Origin of the sequence: Aquimarina sp. BL5 (assembly GCF_003443675.1) — a bacterium.
Lineage (GTDB): Bacteria > Bacteroidota > Bacteroidia > Flavobacteriales > Flavobacteriaceae > Aquimarina.
In genome coordinates this window covers 1885741-1907329 of record NZ_CP031963.1, presented here as the reverse complement: position 1 = coordinate 1907329, position 21589 = coordinate 1885741, and the positions used below count along the sequence as shown (strand labels likewise).

At 33.0% G+C, this 21589-nt stretch carries 18 protein-coding genes; 6 read left to right on the top strand and 12 right to left on the bottom strand.

Annotation, left to right across the window (positions count from 1 at the left end; all coding sequences use genetic code 11):
* Positions 1–54 precede the first annotated feature (54 nt).
* A complete protein-coding gene (locus D1818_RS08210) occupies positions 55–2475 on the bottom strand; it encodes a TonB-dependent receptor domain-containing protein (protein ID WP_118463609.1) in 2421 nt (806 codons plus the stop codon).
* A 431-nt stretch (positions 2476–2906) separates the two neighbouring features.
* Here D1818_RS08210 and D1818_RS08205 point away from each other — a divergent pair, with 431 nt between their 5' ends.
* Positions 2907–3269: a CoA-binding protein gene (locus tag D1818_RS08205; protein WP_118457838.1), complete on the top strand. Its 363-nt coding sequence runs from the start codon at positions 2907–2909 to the stop codon at positions 3267–3269.
* Here D1818_RS08205 and D1818_RS08200 read toward each other — a convergent pair.
* The 6 genes from D1818_RS08200 to D1818_RS08175 form a co-directional block, all read right to left on the bottom strand.
* A complete protein-coding gene (locus D1818_RS08200; RefSeq protein WP_118457836.1) occupies positions 3246–4703 on the bottom strand; it encodes a sodium:solute symporter in 1458 nt (485 codons plus the stop codon). The genes D1818_RS08205 and D1818_RS08200 overlap by 24 nt on opposite strands.
* Before the next feature lie 64 nt (positions 4704–4767).
* Positions 4768–5454 carry an ABC transporter ATP-binding protein gene (locus D1818_RS08195; RefSeq protein ID WP_118457834.1) on the bottom strand — a complete coding sequence of 229 codons (687 nt, stop codon included), beginning with the start codon at positions 5452–5454 and terminating at the stop codon, positions 4768–4770.
* A 66-nt stretch (positions 5455–5520) separates the two neighbouring features.
* Positions 5521–6093 carry a hypothetical protein gene (locus D1818_RS25710; protein WP_233558547.1) on the bottom strand — a complete coding sequence of 191 codons (573 nt, stop codon included), beginning with the start codon at positions 6091–6093 and terminating at the stop codon, positions 5521–5523.
* Between the two features lie 21 nt (positions 6094–6114).
* Positions 6115–7980 carry an ABC-F family ATP-binding cassette domain-containing protein gene (locus tag D1818_RS08185; protein ID WP_118457832.1) on the bottom strand — a complete coding sequence of 622 codons (1866 nt, stop codon included), beginning with the start codon at positions 7978–7980 and terminating at the stop codon, positions 6115–6117.
* 62 nt (positions 7981–8042) lie between these two features.
* Complete coding sequence (lnt, locus tag D1818_RS08180; RefSeq protein ID WP_118457830.1) at positions 8043–9632, bottom strand: apolipoprotein N-acyltransferase; 1590 nt, start codon at positions 9630–9632, stop codon at positions 8043–8045.
* Positions 9633–9724: 92 nt separating this feature from the next.
* Positions 9725–10813: a PorV/PorQ family protein gene (locus tag D1818_RS08175; RefSeq protein WP_118463606.1), complete on the bottom strand. Its 1089-nt coding sequence runs from the start codon at positions 10811–10813 to the stop codon at positions 9725–9727.
* Positions 10814–10940: 127 nt separating this feature from the next.
* Here D1818_RS08175 and D1818_RS08170 point away from each other — a divergent pair, with 127 nt between their 5' ends.
* Genes D1818_RS08170 through D1818_RS08155 form a run of 4 tightly spaced genes read left to right on the top strand, consistent with a single transcriptional unit; the run spans position 10941 to position 15713 of the window.
* A complete protein-coding gene (locus D1818_RS08170; RefSeq protein WP_118457828.1) occupies positions 10941–11702 on the top strand; it encodes a phosphatidylcholine/phosphatidylserine synthase in 762 nt (253 codons plus the stop codon).
* Positions 11695–12267 carry a hypothetical protein gene (locus D1818_RS08165; protein WP_199726277.1) on the top strand — a complete coding sequence of 191 codons (573 nt, stop codon included), beginning with the start codon at positions 11695–11697 and terminating at the stop codon, positions 12265–12267. The genes D1818_RS08170 and D1818_RS08165 overlap by 8 nt, the downstream gene beginning before the upstream one ends.
* A 12-nt stretch (positions 12268–12279) precedes the next feature.
* Positions 12280–14751 carry a DUF3160 domain-containing protein gene (locus D1818_RS08160; RefSeq protein WP_118457826.1) on the top strand — a complete coding sequence of 824 codons (2472 nt, stop codon included), beginning with the start codon at positions 12280–12282 and terminating at the stop codon, positions 14749–14751.
* A complete protein-coding gene (locus tag D1818_RS08155; RefSeq protein ID WP_118457824.1) occupies positions 14745–15713 on the top strand; it encodes a CapA family protein in 969 nt (322 codons plus the stop codon). The genes D1818_RS08160 and D1818_RS08155 overlap by 7 nt, the downstream gene beginning before the upstream one ends.
* 13 nt (positions 15714–15726) lie before the next feature.
* Here the strand turns inward: D1818_RS08155 and lptB are convergent, their stop codons facing one another.
* The 4 genes from lptB to D1818_RS08135 form a co-directional block, all read right to left on the bottom strand.
* Positions 15727–16467 (bottom strand): LPS export ABC transporter ATP-binding protein, encoded by a 741-nt coding sequence (lptB, locus tag D1818_RS08150; RefSeq protein ID WP_118457822.1) that lies wholly within the window; start codon positions 16465–16467, stop codon positions 15727–15729.
* Between the two features lie 78 nt (positions 16468–16545).
* On the bottom strand, positions 16546–16896 hold the full coding sequence (locus tag D1818_RS08145) for a carboxymuconolactone decarboxylase family protein (RefSeq protein ID WP_118457820.1): 351 nt from the start codon (positions 16894–16896) through the stop codon (positions 16546–16548).
* Positions 16896–17735, bottom strand: a complete 840-nt coding sequence (tatC, locus tag D1818_RS08140; RefSeq protein ID WP_118457818.1) for a twin-arginine translocase subunit TatC — start codon at positions 17733–17735, stop codon at positions 16896–16898. The genes D1818_RS08145 and tatC overlap by 1 nt, the downstream gene beginning before the upstream one ends.
* Positions 17735–18700 (bottom strand): SIS domain-containing protein, encoded by a 966-nt coding sequence (locus D1818_RS08135; protein ID WP_118457816.1) that lies wholly within the window; start codon positions 18698–18700, stop codon positions 17735–17737. Before D1818_RS08135 ends, tatC begins: the two co-directional genes overlap by 1 nt.
* Positions 18701–18931: 231 nt before the next feature.
* On the opposite strand from D1818_RS08135, the gene D1818_RS08130 reads away from it, so the two are divergent.
* Positions 18932–21139 (top strand): ATP-dependent DNA helicase RecQ, encoded by a 2208-nt coding sequence (locus tag D1818_RS08130; RefSeq protein ID WP_118457813.1) that lies wholly within the window; start codon positions 18932–18934, stop codon positions 21137–21139.
* A gap of 80 nt (positions 21140–21219) precedes the next feature.
* Here the strand turns inward: D1818_RS08130 and D1818_RS08125 are convergent, their stop codons facing one another.
* On the bottom strand, positions 21220–21447 hold the full coding sequence (locus D1818_RS08125) for a hypothetical protein (protein WP_118457811.1): 228 nt from the start codon (positions 21445–21447) through the stop codon (positions 21220–21222).
* Between the last annotated feature and the right edge of the window lie 142 nt (positions 21448–21589).

Genomic DNA, 21589 nt, shown 5'->3' with positions numbered 1-21589 from the left:
ATTTAACAAATAATATGCGAATAATTTATCAAATTAACATATTATTTAATTTTTCTAAAGTATCCCTCCACCGGATTTTTCATTTTTATCTCTTCTTTTTCTGGAAACTTTTCTGTTCTTTCCACTACCAAAGCGATATGATAATCCAAGAAAAATTGTTCGTGTTTCTCCCTGAAATTCTCCATTTTGTTCGAACGGAAAATCTCCAGAAAACCTAAAGCGCATTGTATTAAAAATATCGTTAAAATTAATACTTGCAGTTGCTTTCCCTTGTAAGAAATTATAACGCGCTCCAGTATTCACGAAATAGAATGGCTTTGTTTTAAATTGAATTCCTTCTTGCTCACCTCTGTAAAACCCGAATAATTGAAATGTTAAGTTTTTGGTAGCTTTAAAATTATTATTCATTCTAAAATTATAAACAACAGCATCCACTTCACTAGATACTTGAATGATTTCATTCATTCCATTAACTTCTACTACGTCTTCTACAATACCTTTTTGCGTTTGTGCATAGAGATCAAAACTTGCATTAAAATTCCACCATTTTGTTGGACGATAATTACTGGAAACCTCAATTCCATAAGCAGAATTATTATCAAAATTTTCAAAAGTAAGTATCTGACCTTCCTCTACAGTTGGATCAGCTAATAAAGTCTGATTAATTTCGTCATTTATCAAACGATAAAAGGTTCCGGCCGTGATAGAGCCTCCTTTTAGTTTACGAGTATAATTTAACTCAATTGAGTTTGTGAATTGGGGATCTAATTCAGGATTTCCTCTAGAAGTAATTCTTGGGGTACTCCATTCTCTAATTGGATTAACCTGATTTAATCCTGGTCTATCTACTCTTCGACTATAACTTAATTGATAGCTATTCTTTTCACCTGGAGTATAGCTTAGGTATGCAGATGGATAAATTGTGAAAATATCATCTTCAAATACTTTTTCATCATTAAAAATTGCTTCTACTTGATAGCTTTCCAGTCTTGCTCCAACTTGATAAGACCACTTCTCATAGTTCTTTCCATAAGTAGCGTATAGTGCATGAATATCTCTGTCGTATTGATACTTAGAATCGTCAAACAAGGTAGATTGATATTCGTTATCAGTTCGTCTTAATCGACCTTCATACCCTAGTTCTAGTTTTGCCTTTTCTGATAAAGGATTTATATAATCTAAGTTGATTGTTGTGTTTGTCCTTTCATTATTTAATATATCATTATAATCTAATGTAGATCCTCCAATAAAGTTAAAATCATCGTCGCTATCTCCATCGAACACATTGTAATCAACTTCTAGTTCTATGTTATGACCTTCTTTTTTAAAATCATGCTTATAATCAAAGTTATACGTAGACCCAAGATTATTATTGTTATTTATAAGATCTTGAAAAATGTTTCCTTCTGGTGTGTCAAAAAACAGGATATCTGTTGTTCCAGCAGTGGCACCATCAAATAAATTTTGATTGGTGTAAAAGGATATTGTATTCTGATCGTTGATATAATAATCGAATCCGACCTTAAACAAATGGGATTTGTTATTATCCCGAAAACGAAAATCAGTTCTATAATTTTGATCTCCTCTAAAAACAAAACCTTGATTTAAGTTTTTTGTAATATTTGCACCATAATTTCCATACACATTGATCTTGCCACTTCTGTAATTTAGATCAATAGAACTATTAAATCGAGCATTTTTATCCCAATTTACGCCTAGATTTATGTTTCCATTAAATCCGATATTGGCATTTTTTCGTAATACAATATTAATAATACCGCTCATTCCTTCTGGATTGTATTTAGCAGATGGATTGGTAATTAACTCTACAGATTTAATAGAAGTAGAAGGAATTTGTTTCAATAATTGTGTTGGGGAAATATTGGTTGGTTTACCATCTATTAATATTTGTACATTGGGATTGCCACGCAATGCAATATTACCATCTTGATCTACATTTACTGATGGAATATTTTGCATAATTTCAGCGGCAGTACCTCCTGTAGTTGTTAGGTCTTTTCCGATATTAATAACCTTTCTGTCGATTTTTTGCTCGATTGTCGTTCGTTCTGCAATAATAGTGACATCGTCTAATGCTTGGGCTTCTTCTTCTAAAGAAATGACACCTACATCTATATCCTTACTTTTTCTAGAAATTTCAATAGGTTGTGTATAACTAGTATATCCGATGAACTGTATTTTTAAAGTATAATTTCCTTTTGGAACATCTGTAATTAAAAAAGTTCCATCATCTTTTGTAATACCACCACTGATTAATTTTTCAGCCCCATCATTAATAATAATAGTGGCGTAAGGTATAGGTTGGTTAAGCCCTTTATCGATTACTTTTCCTGTTACTGTACCTACAATTGCATCGTTATTGGGTTGTGCTGTTGCTATCGTGCAACATAATGATAGGAATAAGAGAATTAGTTTTGGACCAGTATACTGGCCAAGTAGATTGATTGTTTTCATCTGAACGTTTATTTGATTGATTTTTATGTTAAACACTGTACTTTGTATAGCATAATACATCAGTGCTTGTTTTTCATTATTATTCACGTTGATTAGGCGTGTTTCGTATATGACGACTTAGAGTAAAAACTGTTACACCTTAGGTCTTTTTTTAACAATAAATTATAAAATCAAAAACCGCCCCTGAATAAGGGGCGGTTCTCTATAATAATCAAATAGTAACACTAACCATCAACTATGAATAAAATTTGATTATTAAGTAACTAACTAACTAAATCTATGAAAATAATATTTCTTTCTTATAAGACGCGAGAGATAAGGCTTATGTTACAGGTCGTTTTTGTTTTTAACATTTTTAGGTTTATTTTTAACGTTTACAGCGTGAAACACTAAGGTATTAACTTTATTTTGCGGTTAAATTATTAAGTGATATGTTTAAAAAGACCTTGGTGTTAGGAGCTTCCTTAAAATCTAATCGATATTCTAATCTAGCTATTCATAGACTGGTAAATCATAAACAAAGTGTCGTTGCGATTGGTCTTCGAGAAGGAGAAGTTTCTGGGATTAAAATAGAGACTGATTTAATTGATTTTGATGATATTGATACTATTACGTTATATCTTAATCCTGCACGTCAGCAGCAGTATTATGAATATATAGTAAGTCTTCAACCGAAAAGAGTCATTTTTAATCCGGGAACTGAAAATCCTGAATTTTATAGTATCCTGAAGCAAGCTAATATTGAAGCTGAGGTAGCTTGTACTTTAGTATTACTTTCTACGAATCAATATTAATCCCAAAAATGTAAGTAATCCATTGAGAGGGAGTAATTCATAACCAATTTTATACCCACCAATTAACTCAGAAGGTATTTTCCATACACCAACAATAACCAGAACAGAGATCAAGGCTACGATCCAAGTATATTGATCTTTTATTTTATAATTGGTAAAAATTCCGAAAGCAAATAATCCTAGTAATGGACCGTACGTAAAAGTAGCCACAGTTAGTAAATTACTGATTACATTTTCAGTTAATACATGTTTGAAAATTATAATCACAATGATCAATAAGATGCTCATCGCAATATGGGTCTTCTTTCGGATAGCTACTTGATCTTTTTGATCTCTTTTCTCAATTCCCAAAAAATCAATACAAAAAGAGGTTGTTAGAGACGTCAGTGCGCTATCAGCACTACTATATGCCGCAGCAACTAGTCCAAGAATAAAAGCCACAGCTAATACGATACCTAATCCACCATTAATGGCTATTTCTGGGAACAGCAAATCTGTTTTTACATTTCCATCTACAATAGGAGTGGCTATATTAAATTGATCTGCATATATAAATAGTAACGCACCTAATAGAAGAAAAATAAAGTTTACCAATATCAACACAAAACTAAAAGAAACCATGTTTTTCTGTGCTTCTTTTAAATTACGACAGGTCAGATTTTTTTGCATCATATCTTGATCCAGTCCAGTCATGCAGATGGCAATAAACATACCTCCGATAAATGATTTGAAGAAATGATTTTTTTCTAAAAAGCTATCAAAGAAAAATACTTTATCATAGTTTTTTAATTCTTCGGAAGAGAGAAATTCTGAAAAAGACCATCCTATTTGATCGTTAATATAATAGATTGCCGTTCCTAAGGCGATTAACATAAATAATGTCTGTAACGTATCGGTCCAAACTATTGTTTTTATACCTCCTCTAAAGGTATATATCCAGATTAACAGTATAGAAAGTATAACGGTAATTTCGAATGGTACATTCCATTCATCAAAAATATACTGTTGTAATACAATTGCCACAAGATAAAGCCTGAAAGAGGCACCTAAAACTCTGGATATGAAGAAAAAGAATGCTCCTGTTTTATAACTAACTATCCCAAATCTTTCTTCCAGATATTGATAAATAGAGGTGACGTTTAATCCATAATAAATAGGCATTAAGACATACGCAATGACAAAATTACCCGCCAGATATCCGAAGACGATCTGCATATAACTAAACTGTGCTCCCTCAACCCATCCAGGAACAGAAATAAATGTAACTCCACTTAAAGAGGCACCAATCATTCCAAAAGCAACTATATACCAGGGAGATTGCTTATTAGCTTTAAAAAAAGCTTCATTTCCTGAACTTTTTCCTGTGAAATATGAAATTAAAAGCAATACGCCAAAGTAAGCGGCAATTAAAAGCAGAATATGTATGGGTTGCATATAGAAATCCGAATTAGTAAAACACCAAAATACGAATTAATATTTTCAAACAATGAACTATAAACTATCGATTTCTCTGATCACTCTCAACTATACCATCTCGTAATCTAATTACTCGATGTGCGTGGGCAGCTACTTCTTCTTCATGTGTTACTAAGATCACAGTATTACCAGCAGCATGAATGTCATCAAACAATTGCATAATTTCTAAAGAAGTTTTAGAATCCAGATTCCCTGTAGGTTCATCTGCTAATATGATAGAAGGTTTATTGACCAACGCACGACCTACGGCAACTCGTTGTCGCTGGCCACCAGAAAGCTGATTGGGTTTGTGATCCATACGGTCCGCTAGTCCCACATCTGCCAATACCTCTTCAGCTCTTGCATTTCTATCTTTTTTAGAAACTCCGGCATAGACCATAGGTAAGGCAACATTATCTAGTGCAGTAGTTCTGGGCAGCAGGTTAAAGGTCTGAAAAACAAAACCAATTTCTTTATTTCTAATATCCGCCAATTCATCATCGGTCATTTTGCTTACATCATTCCCATTAAGATTGTATGTGCCATCTGTTGGTGTGTCTAGACAACCTAAAAGATTCATTAGAGTTGATTTTCCAGACCCAGAAGGCCCCATAATAGCAATGTAATCTCCTCTCTTTATTTCTAGATCAATACCCTTAAGTACATAAACGGTTTCCTGACCTAATTGAAAATTTCTAATGATACCTTTGATATCGATAACGTTTTCCATGCGATGAAATTAATTCTAGCCGTAAGATACGATTTTAGCTTATATGACGCATCAAACAAGAAGTTGTTACACTCTAATAACAAAATGTTCTTTTTCCTGTTCTTTTCTAAAAAATATGAACCCAAAATCATAGGTATCTATGCTTACTTTAGCTTTAGGATGGTTATGTAATTGTTGCCAAATTGTTTGATTCTCTTCGGATGTATGTATCGAATTTAGAAGAAGAAGAGAATCATTATGTGCTTTCGAAAACAATATATCTAAAAGTTTAGAATGTTTTTTAAATTGATTAATATCTAAGTAAATAAAGTCAAATTGATCTAGATCTTCTGCCGAATAATAAATTGTAGTAGAATTATCAATAGATAAAATCTGTTCTATAAAACTAGATGAATTTTCGGCAATTAATACCTTCTCGTAATTAAGATATCCTATTAATCTGTTTAGAAGTTTTGTGTTCTTTAAACTAATCTCTACAGGATTGTTTTTATAGATAGATGTAATCGATGCATCTGATGCTCTTTTCTTCCTATCATAAAAACATTTTGTAACTAGGTTAAATACAAAAGGAGAATGCACACCGTGCTGATTGGTGGATTTCCATAAAAAATATAGATATGATTTAATTCTAAATAGCATCAATACAAGAAATAGATTTGATTACTCCATTTTCTCAGAAAGCTCTAACCAACGCATTTCTTTTTCTTCGATATCATCTATGATCTTTTTTAGTTTTGCAGATTCCTCATTTATTTTATCTCCTTCTAATGTGCCATTGGCAAAAAGAGCTTCGATATCTTTCTTCTGAATTTCTAACTTTTTTAGATCTCGTTCTATACGGTTATATTCTTTTTGCTCGTTATAAGATAAGGCAGTTTTGTTTTCCTTTTTCCAGGAAGCTTTTGTTTTAGGTTCAGCGTCCGGAGTTTTAATTTTCTCTGGTGTACGACTATTTTCGTAGGCTCGATAATCCGAATAATTACCTGGGAAATCTTCAATGACTGCATTTCCTCTAAATACAAACAAGTGATCCACTATTTTATCCATAAAATAACGATCGTGAGATACCACAATTAGACAGCCTGGAAAATCAAGTAAGAAATTTTCTAAAACATTTAAGGTAACAATATCTAGATCATTTGTAGGTTCATCAAGTATTAGAAAATTAGGGTTTTGTATCAGAACAGTACATAAATACAATCGCTTTCTTTCACCACCACTTAATTTTTCTACAAAATCATATTGCTTTTTACGATCGAATAAAAAGCGTTCTAATAATTGCTGCGCAGAAATCTGTCTTCCTTTTTTCAAAGGAATGTAGTCGCCAAATTCTCTGATTACTTCAATTACTTTTTGTCCTTCTTTAATGGTAATTCCTCGCTGCGTGTAATACCCGAATTTTACGGTATCACCAACTACTATTTTCCCTTGATCGGGTTGAATAGCTCCGGTGAGCATATTCAAAAATGTGGATTTTCCGGTTCCATTCTTACCAATGATACCAACTCGTTCTCCCTTTCTGAATACATACTCATACTTGTCTAATAAAGTTAGATTTTCGAAGCTTTTGGAAACTTTATGGATTTCCAGAATTTTACTTCCTAGACGTTCCATATTGATTTCTAACTGTACTTCATGATCATTTCTTCTTTGGTGAGCGCGCTCTTTGATTTCATAGAAATCATCAATTCTGGATTTGGATTTTGTTGTGCGGGCTTTGGGCTGTCTTCGCATCCAGTCCAATTCTTTTTTGTAAAGTTGTTTTGCCTTACCAGTTTCTATTTCTTCATTAGCTATTCTAGCTTCTTTATTTTGTAGGTAATAAGCATAATTACCTTTGTAACTATACAATTTGCCATTTTCTAATTCTACGATCTCATTACATACATTTTCCAGAAAATAACGATCGTGAGTTACCATAAAGAGTGTGAAATTTTCTTTGGCAAAATACTCTTCTAACCATTCGATCATTTCTAGATCCAAGTGATTGGTAGGTTCATCTAGATATAATAGTTCCGGTTTACTTAATAATATATTTGCTAGTGCAAGTCTCTTTTTCTGTCCTCCAGAAAGTTGACTTACTTTTTTATCTAAATTTTCGAGCTTTAACTTAAAAAGAATTTGTTTGTATTGCGTCTCAAAATCCCAGGCGTTAAGAGCATCCATTTGCTCAAATGCTTTTTGGTATGCTTCTGCATCATCTGGATTTTCTAAAGCTTTTTCGTAGGTGTTGATCACCCGTAAGGTCTCATTGTCCGCCGCAAAAATAGTTTGTTCTATTGTTAGACTAGGATCCAGGTTTGGTTCTTGCGGTAAAAAAGCTACTTTTAGATTCTTTCTATACACCACTTGTCCTTCATCAGGCTCTTCATCACCAGCAATAATATTAAGTAAGGATGTTTTTCCTGTTCCGTTTTTTGCAACAAAACCTACTTTCTGGCCTTCATTAATTCCAAAAGAAATATTTTTAAACAGGATCCGCTCCCCAAAAGATTTGGCTATATTTTCGACTGATACGTAATTCACTTGGTAATTGGTGGTTTATGATTTGAAATTTTGCAAATTAAGTACAAATATTGGATTCGGCTTTATGGTATTGATATTTTCTTTCTTCGTCTAGTCACAGAAAACAGAAAAATAAAAATCATCAGAAAAATAGCAACTCTTGCTAAATAATCCCCAGCTTTTACGTAAAAGGTTATTTTATCATTAGTTTTTAAGGTTCCTTTTAGTGCTCCTTGTTCATTATATCCAAGAGATGAAACAATAGTTCCGGTTTGATCTATAATCGCAGAGATTCCGGTATTGGCACTTCTTGCAATACTTCTTCGTGTTTCTATAGCTCTGAATTTTGCGTAAGCCAAATGTTGTTTGTGTCCTTGTGTGACTCCCCACCATGCATCATTGGTAATGATAGCAAGAAAATCGGCATTATTCCTTACATAACCTGATACGAATTCACCATACACACTTTCGTAACATATAATTGGCCCTGCGCCAATTCCTTCTTTTGTAAAGAATACTTCACGATCAGATTGAGTTGTTTTTTTTGCGACTGTACCACCCAAATCAATCATAGCATCTCCAACAATTGGTTTGAAAATACTTTGATAAGGAAAATTCTCTACACCGACTACCAATTTGCTTTTGTGATATAACTCATCGGTTCCATCTGGTCTTACAAAGAATGCAGAATTATAATCATCATAAAATACACCACTTTTATGTTCATTAGTCTGCGAATGAACTTTTGATGGATCCCGGAACACATCAATTAAAGAAATACCTGATAAGAAATTCGACTTTGGATATTTACTAATGATACTTAAAGCTGTTTTTTTGGCAATAGAACTCTGAAAGTTTTTTAATCTGTTATTATCGGCAAAAACAGTCTCTGGTGCTATAATGAAATCTGTTTTATTACTAATCTTTGAAGCTGTAAGTGAATTTAATAATGTTCCTACACGATCATCCGTGGTGTTATACTTTTCTGTATAGGGATTTATATTAGGTTGCAAAATTATAACTTCCACATCTTGTCCATCCTCTTCGTAGGTTTTCAGAATAATAAAAGAAATTAAAATCGGAATGAGTATAACAAGCCCGTTTCTTATTGCTGATCGATATAAGATAGATTTATCTTTGTGTTCTATAAAAAGCAGCACACTTTTATAGATTCCGATATTTACAATCCAGATCCATAAGCTTCCTCCAAAAGTTCCTGTATATTCATACCACTGAATCCAAGAAGTGAAATTAGCAAATCCATTACCTAAATTAAGCCAAGGCCATGAAAACTGCCATTGTAGATGTAAGTATTCGAAACTCATCCATATACATATCAGAAAAATAGATCCAATAGTAAATGATGCTCTTCGTGCAATTATATGATAGATAAGAAATACCAATGCCATTAGTAAGCTATTCACTATCTCGGCAAACCACATGCCAAAAGGGGTGGAGTTATAAATCCACCAAGTAGTGATCATATTCCAAATAAAGAGTGCAAGAAATGCTAATCCAAATACCTGACTTTTATGAAATTTGTTATTACGTATTTTGTATTCAGTAATTAGTAGTGGAACAAAACCAAAAAAAAGAAATAGCGGAAAACCATAAGTTGGCCAGCCAATCGCAAGTAACAAGCCGGATGAAATAGCAAGTAAGATATTCTTCATATAAGAGTGTTCTGTCTTAATAACGAAAATAAACTTATTTCGTTACAATACTTAAAACCTAAACTAAAAAAAATGTAATGATTGCAGAATACTTATCTAAAGACACTCCAGTCTACTTTAATGGAAAACACATTAGAATAAATTGCGGCACTTTGATCTCCAATATCGGTTAATGCGTAATCTACTTGTATACCTTTGTATTGAAAACCGATACCAAAATTGGGTTGGAAACCAACATTGTCTGATCCATCAAACTGTTCTATGTTCTGAAAGTTACCAACACCACCACGTAAGTAAACAATTTTGGCGTAATCCAATTCAAAACCAAAAGCAGGCGTGATGCTGATAGCTGAAGAGGAAATAATATCATTTGTCTCTGCAAAACGGACAATCATATCCAATTCTGTATTTAACCCTATTTTTTTACCTAAGTCAAAATTTCTAGCTGCACCAAATTGAAGTTTAGGTATTGTTATCTCAGTAGTTTCTGGTAATTCTTGATCTCTAATTTGTGGTATTTGATCTTCATCCGGAATGCCATCACCGTTAAGATCACCAATAGCAAAATCCTCTACACTCCAGGCATTAAAAGTAGTAGTGATATCTCTTACCATAATTCCGAATTGCCAATTGTTTTTCTGGTATTGCAATGCTGCATCAAGACCAAATCCCCAGGAAGAAGCAAAATCACCAATGACTCTTCGGATTACTTTTGCATTCGCTCCATAACTTAATCCCTCAATAGGTAATTTTCTGGAGTACGAAAATGTAAAAGCGTAATCTGCAGCAGAGAATAAATTGATCCTTGTATAATCAATGTTTCCATCAGCATCTACCAAACTTGTAGTGTCTAAGATATCATCCACTCCAAATCTAATTAAAGACAGTGCAATAGCACTTTTCTCATCTAGTGGCATAGCAAAAGCTAAATAATCGTAATTAGCAATATTAGCAAAATAAGCTGCGTGCATAAAAGATACTTGATTATCTTCCAGATGAATTAATCCAGCAGGGTTCCAATATCCAGAATTTACATCTCCAGAAGATGCAACCACAGCATTGGCCATACCTAAAGCACCAGCATCTACACCAATGTTTAGAAATTCATTAGAATATTTTCTAGTCTGTGCCGAAGAAATGGACACGGTTAGAACAAGTAAAACAATTATAATTCTTTTCAATCCAAGCAATTTTTCACAAATATCTCACTATTTTTCAACATGATAAACTTTATTTGCGATTTCATATTGTGCAGTCTATGTTAATAGACGAAAATAGTTTGTTATTTTTACACAAAAACCAAACCATATGCAGCTTAAAAAGCAAATTCCTAATATAATTACGCTACTTAATCTTTTTTGTGGATGTATAGCTACAATTTTTGCAGTTCAGGGTGCTTTAGAATTGGCGGCGCTTTTTGTAGTACTTGGTATTGGTTTCGATTTTTTTGATGGTTTTGCAGCTAGAATTCTTAATGTTCAAAGTGAATTAGGATTACAATTAGATTCTTTAGCAGATATGGTAACCAGCGGATTAGTACCGGGAATAGTGATGTTCCAGATGCTCGCAAAAACTTCTGGAACCTCGGTTAATACTGTATTTAATTCTTGGGATTTTAATCAAAACTCAACCCAGGTATTTATACCTTACCTCTCTCTAATAGGTTTACTTGTAACACTAGCCTCTGCATATCGATTGGCTAAATTTAATATCGATACTAGACAAACGACATCTTTTATTGGACTACCGACTCCAGCGAATGCTTTGTTAATTTTGAGTTTACCATTAATTTTACAATTTCAGACAGAAGCTTGGATCTCAGATATTATATTAAATCAATGGTTTTTAATTGGGTTAACGCTAGTAAGTTGTTATTTATTAAATGCCGAAATTCCGTTGTTTGCACTTAAGTTTAAAACATGGGGACTTGCAGAAAATAAGATGAGGTATATTTTCTTATTGCTTACAATTCTATTATTAATTATATTTAAGTTTTTAGCGATACCGTGTGTGATACTATTATATGTAATAATGTCCATGGTTTTTAAGGAAAAGACAGTTGGTGAATAAAGTTTCGTCAATACTTGATAAATATGTTTTCCATGCATTTGGCGCTTTGGTTGTATTGTTTTTAATCCTTAGTTGTTCCAAAGGAAAGAGAACTGAAAACCTAGAAGCTGGTGTAGAAGTTTCGCTAATAAAAGAGCATGATTCTCTCTACCATATACGTATTACATCAGACGATTTAATAGATTCTTTGGAATTACCATATCCTGTGTATCAATTTAAAATAGGAGATGTGGATGCTAATGGAAAAGACGATATATTAGTAGGAGTTATTAAAACTACACGTTTCGATAGTGTAATGGGTAGACGTCTTTTTATTTTTAAAAACTATAAAGGATATGTGCGTCCACTATGGTTAGGTTCCAGGTTGGGTAAACCTTTGGTAGATTTTAATTTTATAAAAAATGAAGACGGAAGTTTTATTAGAAGTATTGAAAAAGAGAAAAGTGGTAAAGTATTAATCGCGGAATATAAATGGCGTAGATTCGGATTAGAATTTAAAAGATATATCCATCGAGAAATAGATAGTGTAAGGGCAATACGGATACTTAAAAACGAAAACATATAAATTAAAAGAATTATGAAAAGACAAATACTGTTTACTAGTTTCTTTTTGTTTCTAATAGCTTGTAGTGGTAATAAAAAGACTGAAGAAAAAAACCAACCTGTTTCTTCTCCGGATGATGTAGAAACTACTCAGAAAGATGAAAGAGTAATTGAGGAAATAGAAAATCCTATTTTGATCAATGGTTCCTTGGATGCAGAGCAGTTAGGAGAAGATATTAATTTAGAAATGGATATTTCTTCACTAAGCCTTTACGAAGTTCGAATTTTACGTAATAGTTTTGCTGCGAAGCAAGGATATTGCTTTATGAAAGGAGATCTTAGATATACTTTTGCTGCAACCAGTTGGTATAACGAAAGAATGGAAGATCGGTATTGGGCAGAAGAAGGAGGAAAAGATATAGCACCTATTTCGTATTCTGACCAAGAAACAATTTTTATTGAGAAATTAAAGAAGAGAGAAGATGAGTTAAAAACACAAAATTTACTACAAAGAGGAGGCAGGCAATTGGCGAATGTAGATAATGTCGTAAACCTCTTTCAATTGAATGAACCCGCCCCTGAATTAATGAGTATGTTGGGTAAGAATGGATTTGCAATTGTTCCTAATAATAACATTCAGTTATTTCATCTCTATGAACAAAATGATTATGCCGAGTTTCCGAATTTTGTAACAACTGATATGTATATGCAATTGTTTCATATGTATTTTGGCTATATTCTTAAGCAGATAGAAGAAGAACAATTTATTCCTATACTTTCTCAGATCTGCGAATCAATGATGAAGGATATGCAAGAGCTTGTAAACTCTATGCCTAATGAATCCATAAAAGAAATTGCAAAATTTAATCATACCTATTATGCTATAGCCTATACGGTTTTAACTAACAAAAAAATAGAAGTGCCTTTGGGGTATGAACAGCATTATGAAACTGAATTGACTTCAATTAAGAATGCAGAGGATAGTACTTCCAAGTTTTTAGAATTTGAAGAAGTTAAATTTCCTTATAGTTTATTTAAACCCAGAGGACATTACACTCGTACAGAAACCTTAAAACGATATTTTAGCGCAATGATGTGGTTGCAATCTGCTCCGTTTTGTCTTAATAATGATTTACAATTTAAAAGAGCTTTGGTCAATGCATCTGTTTTAGGAGATAGCCCTAATTTTCAGAAAGAAACATTACAGAAATATAAAGCAATAATGGAGCCTATCAATTTTATAATAGGTCAGCCTGATAATGTTTCCTTTCTAGATTTGGTAGATTTGATTAGTAAAGAAGAACTTCCAATAGAAGAGATTTTACAGAATCCAGCTGTTATAGAAAGTATGAAGGAGGAAGTCAGGAAGATTGCGGATGTTAAAGATAAAATAAGATCAGGAGGAGGCAGTTGTAAAATTAAAATTAACTTTATTCCACAACGATATTTGTCAGACAATGATGTTCTCCAGAATTTAGTAGATCTAAAAAGTAAAGTGTCTAAACGTGCTTACCCACAAGGCTTAGATGTAATGGCTGCTTTTGGGAGTGCATCAGCAGAAAATTTATTGTTAAATGAACTGAAAGAAGGAGAAAAATGGGATGAATATCCTAAGTTACTTTCTGATATGCAACAAGAAATGAATGGTCTAGACTGGGATGCAACTTTATATACCAAATGGATACAAAGTTTATTAGAATTACAAAAACCCAATGATAGTTATCCGTATTTTATGCAGACTAATGAATGGGATAAGAAAAACCTAAATGCATCATTAGCCTCTTGGGCAGAACTTAAACATGATTCTATTCTTTATGCAGAACAACCAATGGCAGCCGAGTGCGGATCTGGAGAAGAAGTGCCAAGCCCTTATACTGTTGGTTACGTAGAACCTAATATTGGTTATTGGAATACGGTTATTGAATTAATAGATCTTACAAAATCTGTTTTGGAAAGAAATAAACTATTAAATACTAATATTTCTAGAATCACAACCGGTTTAAGAGAGAATGCAGAGTTTTTATTATCTGCTAGTAAAAAAGAACTTGCTGGTAAGAATTTATCTGTGCAAGAATATGGTCAGATAGAAATAATCGGTAGTACATTCGAATGGTTAACATTGGATTTAGTGAAACAAAAAGATCAGTATCTAGATGGTTGGCACAATGTAAAAGGCGCCGATAAATCAGTCGCAGTTGTGGCGGATATCTACACAGCTAATAGTCCCAATAATCCTGATATGGGTATTTTACACGTAGCAACAGGTAATGTAAACGATATATATGCGGTAGTAGAAATTGAAGGATATTTATATATAACCAAAGGTGCAGTATTTGGATATCACGAATTTCATATTCCGTTAGGAAATCGTTTAACGGATGAAGAATGGCAGGAAATGTTGGAAAAGAATGAGGCAACAGGAATACCAACTTGGATGCAGGAAATCATTGTACCAATAGCCGTTCCTGAAACCAATGAAAAAATATTTTATAGCTCAGGATGTTAATAGGAACTAAATGTTGTTTTTTATTTAGATCTAAATTAGTTGTATTGGTTTTTGCATTGATGATAGGTTTAATAACTTTTTCTTCTTGCAATACTTTTGGTGGGCGAACTAATGAAACTAGTGTCGTTTTCGTTGGTGATTTATTATTAGACAGAGGTGTAAGGACTCGTGTTGAGCATTTGGGTATGAATAGTTTATTTCATCCATCTATAGATTCCATATTTTCTGAAAGTGATATTGTTATTGCAAACTTAGAATGTCCAGCTACTACTATAAAAGAACCTATTAATAAAAAATTTATTTTTAGAGCAGAGCCTTCTTGGTTAAAGTCATTAAAGGAGCACGGAATAACCCACCTTAATATGGCTAATAATCATGCTATGGATCAAGGGCGAAACGGGCTCGTAGATACAAATAAGAATATTAGAAATAATGGATTGATTGCTTTGGGATATGGTGAGAATACAGAAAAAGCTTGTCAACCACAATTGATCGCTACTATTCCTCGAAATGTCTATGTGTTATCTTCTCTTCAGGTTCCGTCAGAAAATTGGACTTTTTTAGAAAATAAACCTTGTGTTTGTGAAGATTCTTTTGATGTTATTTCCAGTAGAATTAGGAAATTAAAGAACCAAGAACCCAATTCTGTGGTGATAGTCCAGCTACATTGGGGAGCAGAACATACGCGTATTCCTTTAACATATCAAAAACAGCAAGCGTATCAATTGATTGATTCTGGTGCCGACGGTATTATTGGCCATCATCCTCATACAATTCAAACAATAGAGAAATATAAACAGAAATCAATTTATTACAGTATAGGTAATTTTATATTTGATCAGAATAAACCGATAAACTCTAAAGGGTTATTAGTGCAGTTAAATGTTAGTAAAAATGATGTTACTTTTAACCATTCAGAATTTACGATAGAAAAATGTACACCAAAAGTTTTGTATGATTAAAACAAGGATCGATCTAAAAATCCAGTTTCTTCTTTCTAAGTTCAAAATTTTGTCCCAGATAAACCTTACGTACCATTTCATCTTCAGCCAATTCTTCAGGTTTTCCAGCTTTTAGAATACTTCCTTCGAACATTAAATAGGTTCTATCTGTAATAGCTAGTGTCTCCTGTACATTATGATCAGTAATCAAAATACCAATATTTTTATTTTTAAGTTGCGCTACGATACGTTGAATATCTTCTACTGCTACAGGATCTACTCCTGCAAAAGGTTCATCCAAAAGAATAAAATTAGGATCGGTCGCTAATGCTCTGGCAATTTCTGTTCTACGTCGTTCTCCACCACTTAATAAATCACCACGATTTTTTCTAATATGTCCTAAACCAAACTCTTCTATTAGAGACTCCATTTTATGTAGTTGCTCTTTTTTGGATAACTTTGTTAATTGTAAAACACTTAATATATTATCTTCGATGCTTAATTTTCTAAAAACAGAAGCTTCTTGCGCTAAATATCCAATTCCGTTTTGAGCACGTTTGTACATAGGGAATTTGGTAATTTCGGTATTATCCAAAGTGATTTTTCCACCGTTTGGTTTTACTAAACCAACGATCATATAAAAAGAAGTGGTTTTACCAGCACCATTGGGTCCTAACAAACCTACAATTTCTCCTTGATTCACTTCTAGAGAAATTCCTTTTACCACTTTTCGGCCTTTGTATGACTTTATTAGATTTTCTGCTTTTAACTTCATAATCAGAATGACTTCTTTAGATTTTAAGTGTTGCTAAAATGAGCTGGTAAATTTACACTATTCTTTTAAATCTGGAATTTAAGATTCTTTTGCTTCTAATGCATCCCAATACTCGTAAGCCCTTCGTAGATGTGGAATTACAATAGTACCACCAACTAAAGTTGCGATACTTAATGATTCCACCACTTCTTCTTTAGTTAATCCTTCTTTATGACATGTTTCTAAATGATATCGAACACAATCATCACATCTTAGAACTGCCGAAGCGACAAGACCTAATAATTCTTTGGTTTTTACATCCAAAGCTCCTTTCATAAAGGCATTGGTATCTAAATTGAAAATGCGCTTGATAATTTTATTATTATCTTCAAGAATACGAGAATTCATTTTTTCTCTATATTCATTAAACTCTTCTACTACGTTACTCATTAGGTTTGTGGTGTTAACTTTTTATTTTTTTTATTTTCTCTTTTGACAACCATTTTGGAAATGAAAATACTTATTTCATATAATATAAGAATTGGTATTGCAACAATTATCTGAGTAGAGATATCTGGAGGAGTAATTACTGCTGCCAGGATAAGAACAATAACCAAAGCATATTTTCGATTACGTCTCATAAATTCTGGGGTAACTAGTCCTACTTTGCTTAAAAAATATATGATTATGGGTAGCTCAAAAATAAATCCAGAAGCAATTACAGAAGCTCGTACTAATGATATGTAAGACCCTATTTTAATTTGATTCTCTACAACTTCGGCTACAGAGAAAGTAGCTAAGAAATTTACAGAAAGTGGAGCAATAATGTAATATCCAAAAAGGACACCAATAAAAAATAAAATTGAGGATACGATAATAAATCCTCTGGAATGTTTGCGTTCCTTTTCATAAAGTGCAGGTGAAATGAATTTCCAAAATTCATGTAATATATAAGGAAAAGCTATTACAAATCCGGTTGTAATAGATGTCCATATGGCAGCACTGAATTGTCCAGCCATTTCGGTGCTAATAAAATTAAAAGGCATTTCTTCAAGACAACCTTTTTCCATACCAAAGGTTTCTGAAATAGCACATAAAACTCTATAAGAAATAAAATTAGGATCCCTTAGAGCAAAAATAATATTAGTAAAAATACTTTTTATAAAAACAAAGGCAAAAATAGCTATTAAAACTATTGCTAAGGTAGAGCGTATAAGATGCCATCGTAACTCTTCTAGATGATCCAGAAATGACATGGATTGTGGATCTTTTGTTTTGTTGTTTGCCATTATAAAATACCTTCTCTCATTAGATCATGAATATGCAAAAGGCCTGCATACTTTCCTTTTTCTTCTGCTAACAACTGCGAGATGCCATATTCCTCAAGTCTATCCAGCGCATCAACAGCCATAGCATTTACATCTATACGTTTTGGATTGGGAGACATAATATCTTCTGCGGTCAATCCTTCAAAAGTAGTATTAGTAGTTAACATTCTACGCAAATCTCCATCCGTAATGATACCGATAATTTTGCTATCTCTAGTTACTGCTGTAGCACCTAATCTTTTTTCAGTCATTTCTACAATAACAGCATTTATATTAGAATCTGCGTTTACTTCCGGTTTCTCATTTTTTGAAGTAATATCGTTTACACGAAGATATAGTTTTTTGCCTAGGGCTCCACCAGGATGATACTTGGCAAAATCATTACTAGAAAAACCTTTTAAATTCAATAAGCATACAGCGAGCGCATCGCCTATCACTAATTGTGCAGTTGTGCTAGTTGTGGGAGCTAAATTATTAGGGCAAGCCTCTTTTTCTACAAAAGCATGTAATACAAAATCTGCTTCTTTTCCTAGAAAAGACTCCTTATTCGAAGTGATCCCGATTAAAGTATTGTTAAAGTTTTTAATTAGGGGAACAAGTACTTTGATTTCTGGCGTATTTCCACTTTTAGAAATGCAAATTACTACATCATCCTTAAGGATATTACCTAAATCTCCATGAATGGCATCAGCAGCATGCATAAATACAGCTGGTGTACCGGTAGAATTCATAGTAGCTACTATTTTTGAAGCTATAATGGCACTCTTACCGATCCCAGTAATAATAACTCGACCATTAGAATTATGTATGGTATTTACGGCTTCAGCAAATTCCTGGTCGATAAGTTGTTCCAGATGTGCAATAGCTTTAGCTTCTTCGTTTATGGTTTTTTGGGCAAAAGAAATAATAGTATCGAGGGTATTCAAAATTTATGAAATTTGCGTGTTATAATTAAAGATTTTATTATCTTTAATTATGCAAAGGTATGTAATACCTTATGAATTTTAAATAGTGCTGAAAAAAAGCTTACTATTTTTTTGTTTGCTTATCTTTGGTAACTTTTTGAAAAAAGAACAATCCACTAGATCTTTATTGGGGAAAAAGGTTTAAGTGATAGCGATTTTAATTTAATTGGTATATAAAAGTTAAACGATTTAATGAGTTTGAACAAAACCGACTTACAAGGAGCTTTAAAAAAGTACTTTGGTTTTAGTCAATTTAGAGGATTGCAGGAAAAGGTAATAGAAAGTATTTTAAGCAACCAAAATACTTTTGTTATTATGCCAACAGGTGGTGGAAAATCCCTTTGCTACCAGCTACCTGCCTTAATGTGTGAAGGAACAGCTATTGTAGTTTCTCCGTTAATTGCACTAATGAAAAATCAAGTAGATGCTATTCGAAGTATTTCTTCAGAAGAAGGAATAGCCCATGTATTGAATTCTTCACTTAATAAATCCGAGGTTAAGAGAGTAAAAGAAGATATCGTTAATGGTGTGACTAAACTACTTTATGTAGCGCCAGAGTCTTTAACTAAGGAGGAATATGTAGATTTCTTAAAAGAACAAAAGATTTCTTTTTTGGCAGTTGATGAAGCCCATTGTATCAGTGAATGGGGTCACGATTTTAGGCCAGAATATCGAAATCTAAAGAATATTATAAAGAGAATAGGAGAGAATATCCCAATCATTGGACTTACGGCGACAGCTACTCCGAAAGTGCAAGAAGATATTCTTAAGAATTTAGCGATGAGCAATGCTAAAACATTCAAAGCATCGTTTAATCGTCCTAATTTATACTACGAAATTCGTCCTAAAACAAAAAATGTGGATGCGGATATTATCCGTTTTGTAAAACAAAATAGCGGAAAAAGTGGTATCGTATATTGTTTAAGTAGAAAAAGAGTAGAGGAACTTGCTCAGACGTTAGAAGTAAATGGTGTAAAAGCAGTTCCCTATCATGCAGGACTAGATGCAAAAACGAGAGCAAAACATCAGGATATGTTCCTTATGGAAGACGCGGATGTGGTTGTTGCTACTATAGCTTTTGGTATGGGGATCGATAAACCAGATGTACGTTTTGTAATTCATCATGATATACCCAAAAGTATAGAGAGTTACTATCAGGAAACGGGACGTGCTGGTAGAGATGGAGGAGAAGGACATTGTTTAGCATATTATGCATATAAGGATATCGAAAAGCTGGAAAAGTTTATGAGCGGTAAACCTGTTGCAGAACAGGAAATAGGCCATGCGCTTTTGCAAGAAGTAGTAGCTTTTGCAGAAACATCAATCTCCAGACGTAAATTTATATTACATTATTTTGGGGAAGAGTTTGACGATGTTACCGGAGATGGCGCGGATATGGACGATAACGTTCGTAATCCAAAGAAAAAACACGAAGCAAAAGATGAGGTACAACTGCTACTAAAGGTGGTGAGTAAAACTGGAGAAATTTATAAGTCCAAAGATTTAGTAAGTACGCTAATCGGTAAGAGTAATGCATTGATTATTTCTCATAAGACCCACGAACAACCATTTTTTGGGACTGGTAAATCCAGAGAAGATAAATATTGGATGGCACTAATACGACAAGTACTAGTGGCTGGATACTTAAAAAAAGATATAGAAACATACGGTGTCATTAGAATAACTCCTAAAGGAAGAGAGTTTATCGAATCACCAGTTAGTTTTATGATGACAGAAGATCATGTATATAATGAAGCTAAAGATGATTCTATTATTACCGCCGCTAAATCCGGGGGTAAAGCAGGAGGAACAGATGATCGATTGGTAGGAATGCTAAAAGATTTAAGAAAAAGTGTAGCAAAAAAATTAGGTGTTCCGCCTTTTGTTGTATTCCAAGATCCTTCTTTAGAGGATATGGCATTAAAATATCCAGTAAACATAGAAGAACTTGCTAATGTACACGGAGTAGGTGAAGGTAAGGCTAAGAAATACGGAAAGGAATTCATGGCACTTATTTCTAAGTATGTAGATGAAAATGATATCATGCGTCCGGATGATTTTGTTGTAAAAAGCACCGGGGCTAATAGCGGTCTTAAATTATATATCATTCAGAACGTAGATAGAAAACTACCATTAGATGATATCGCTGCAGCTAAAGGTATGGATATGACAGAGTTTATTAAAGAGATGGAAGCTATCGTGTATAGTGGAACTAAGCTTAATATTACGTACTGGATTGATGAAGTACTAGATGAAGATCAGCAAGAAGAAATTCATGAATATTTTATAGAAGCCGAAAACGATAAAATAGATACTGCTATTGAAGAGTTTGATGGTGACTATGATGATGAAGAACTAAGACTATACCGAATCAAGTTTATTAGTGATGTAGCTAACTAGTGATATATAAAAATATAAAAATATTAAAAGGTGTAGAAGCTAGCTTCTACACCTTTTTTTGGAATTTCACTTATTGCTAATTAAGCCCAAATTTCAATACCATCGTCATCTCCATTACATTGTGGTGCATTATGAATAATTGCAGGGCAGTTTAGATAATTTCCATTACTTAATCTCGCGGTTGTGCCGCTGCAATAATAGTTACAACTTGGTGCTTCTATTAGGATAGGATTTCCTCCTTGAACTGATTTTTGTTCTTCTTTTTTTAATTTTTGTACTCCATTTAAATTTAAAATGTTTTTTAACATAATAATAAGTTTTAAAGTGATTTGTATTTCCTTAAACATTTAAAGACACTTAAGGCATATGTCTCTTATACGAGTTAATATCTCATAGAGATGAATAGTTACTTAAATCTATGTTAAAAAGAAGAAGTTCACTTGTTGAAGC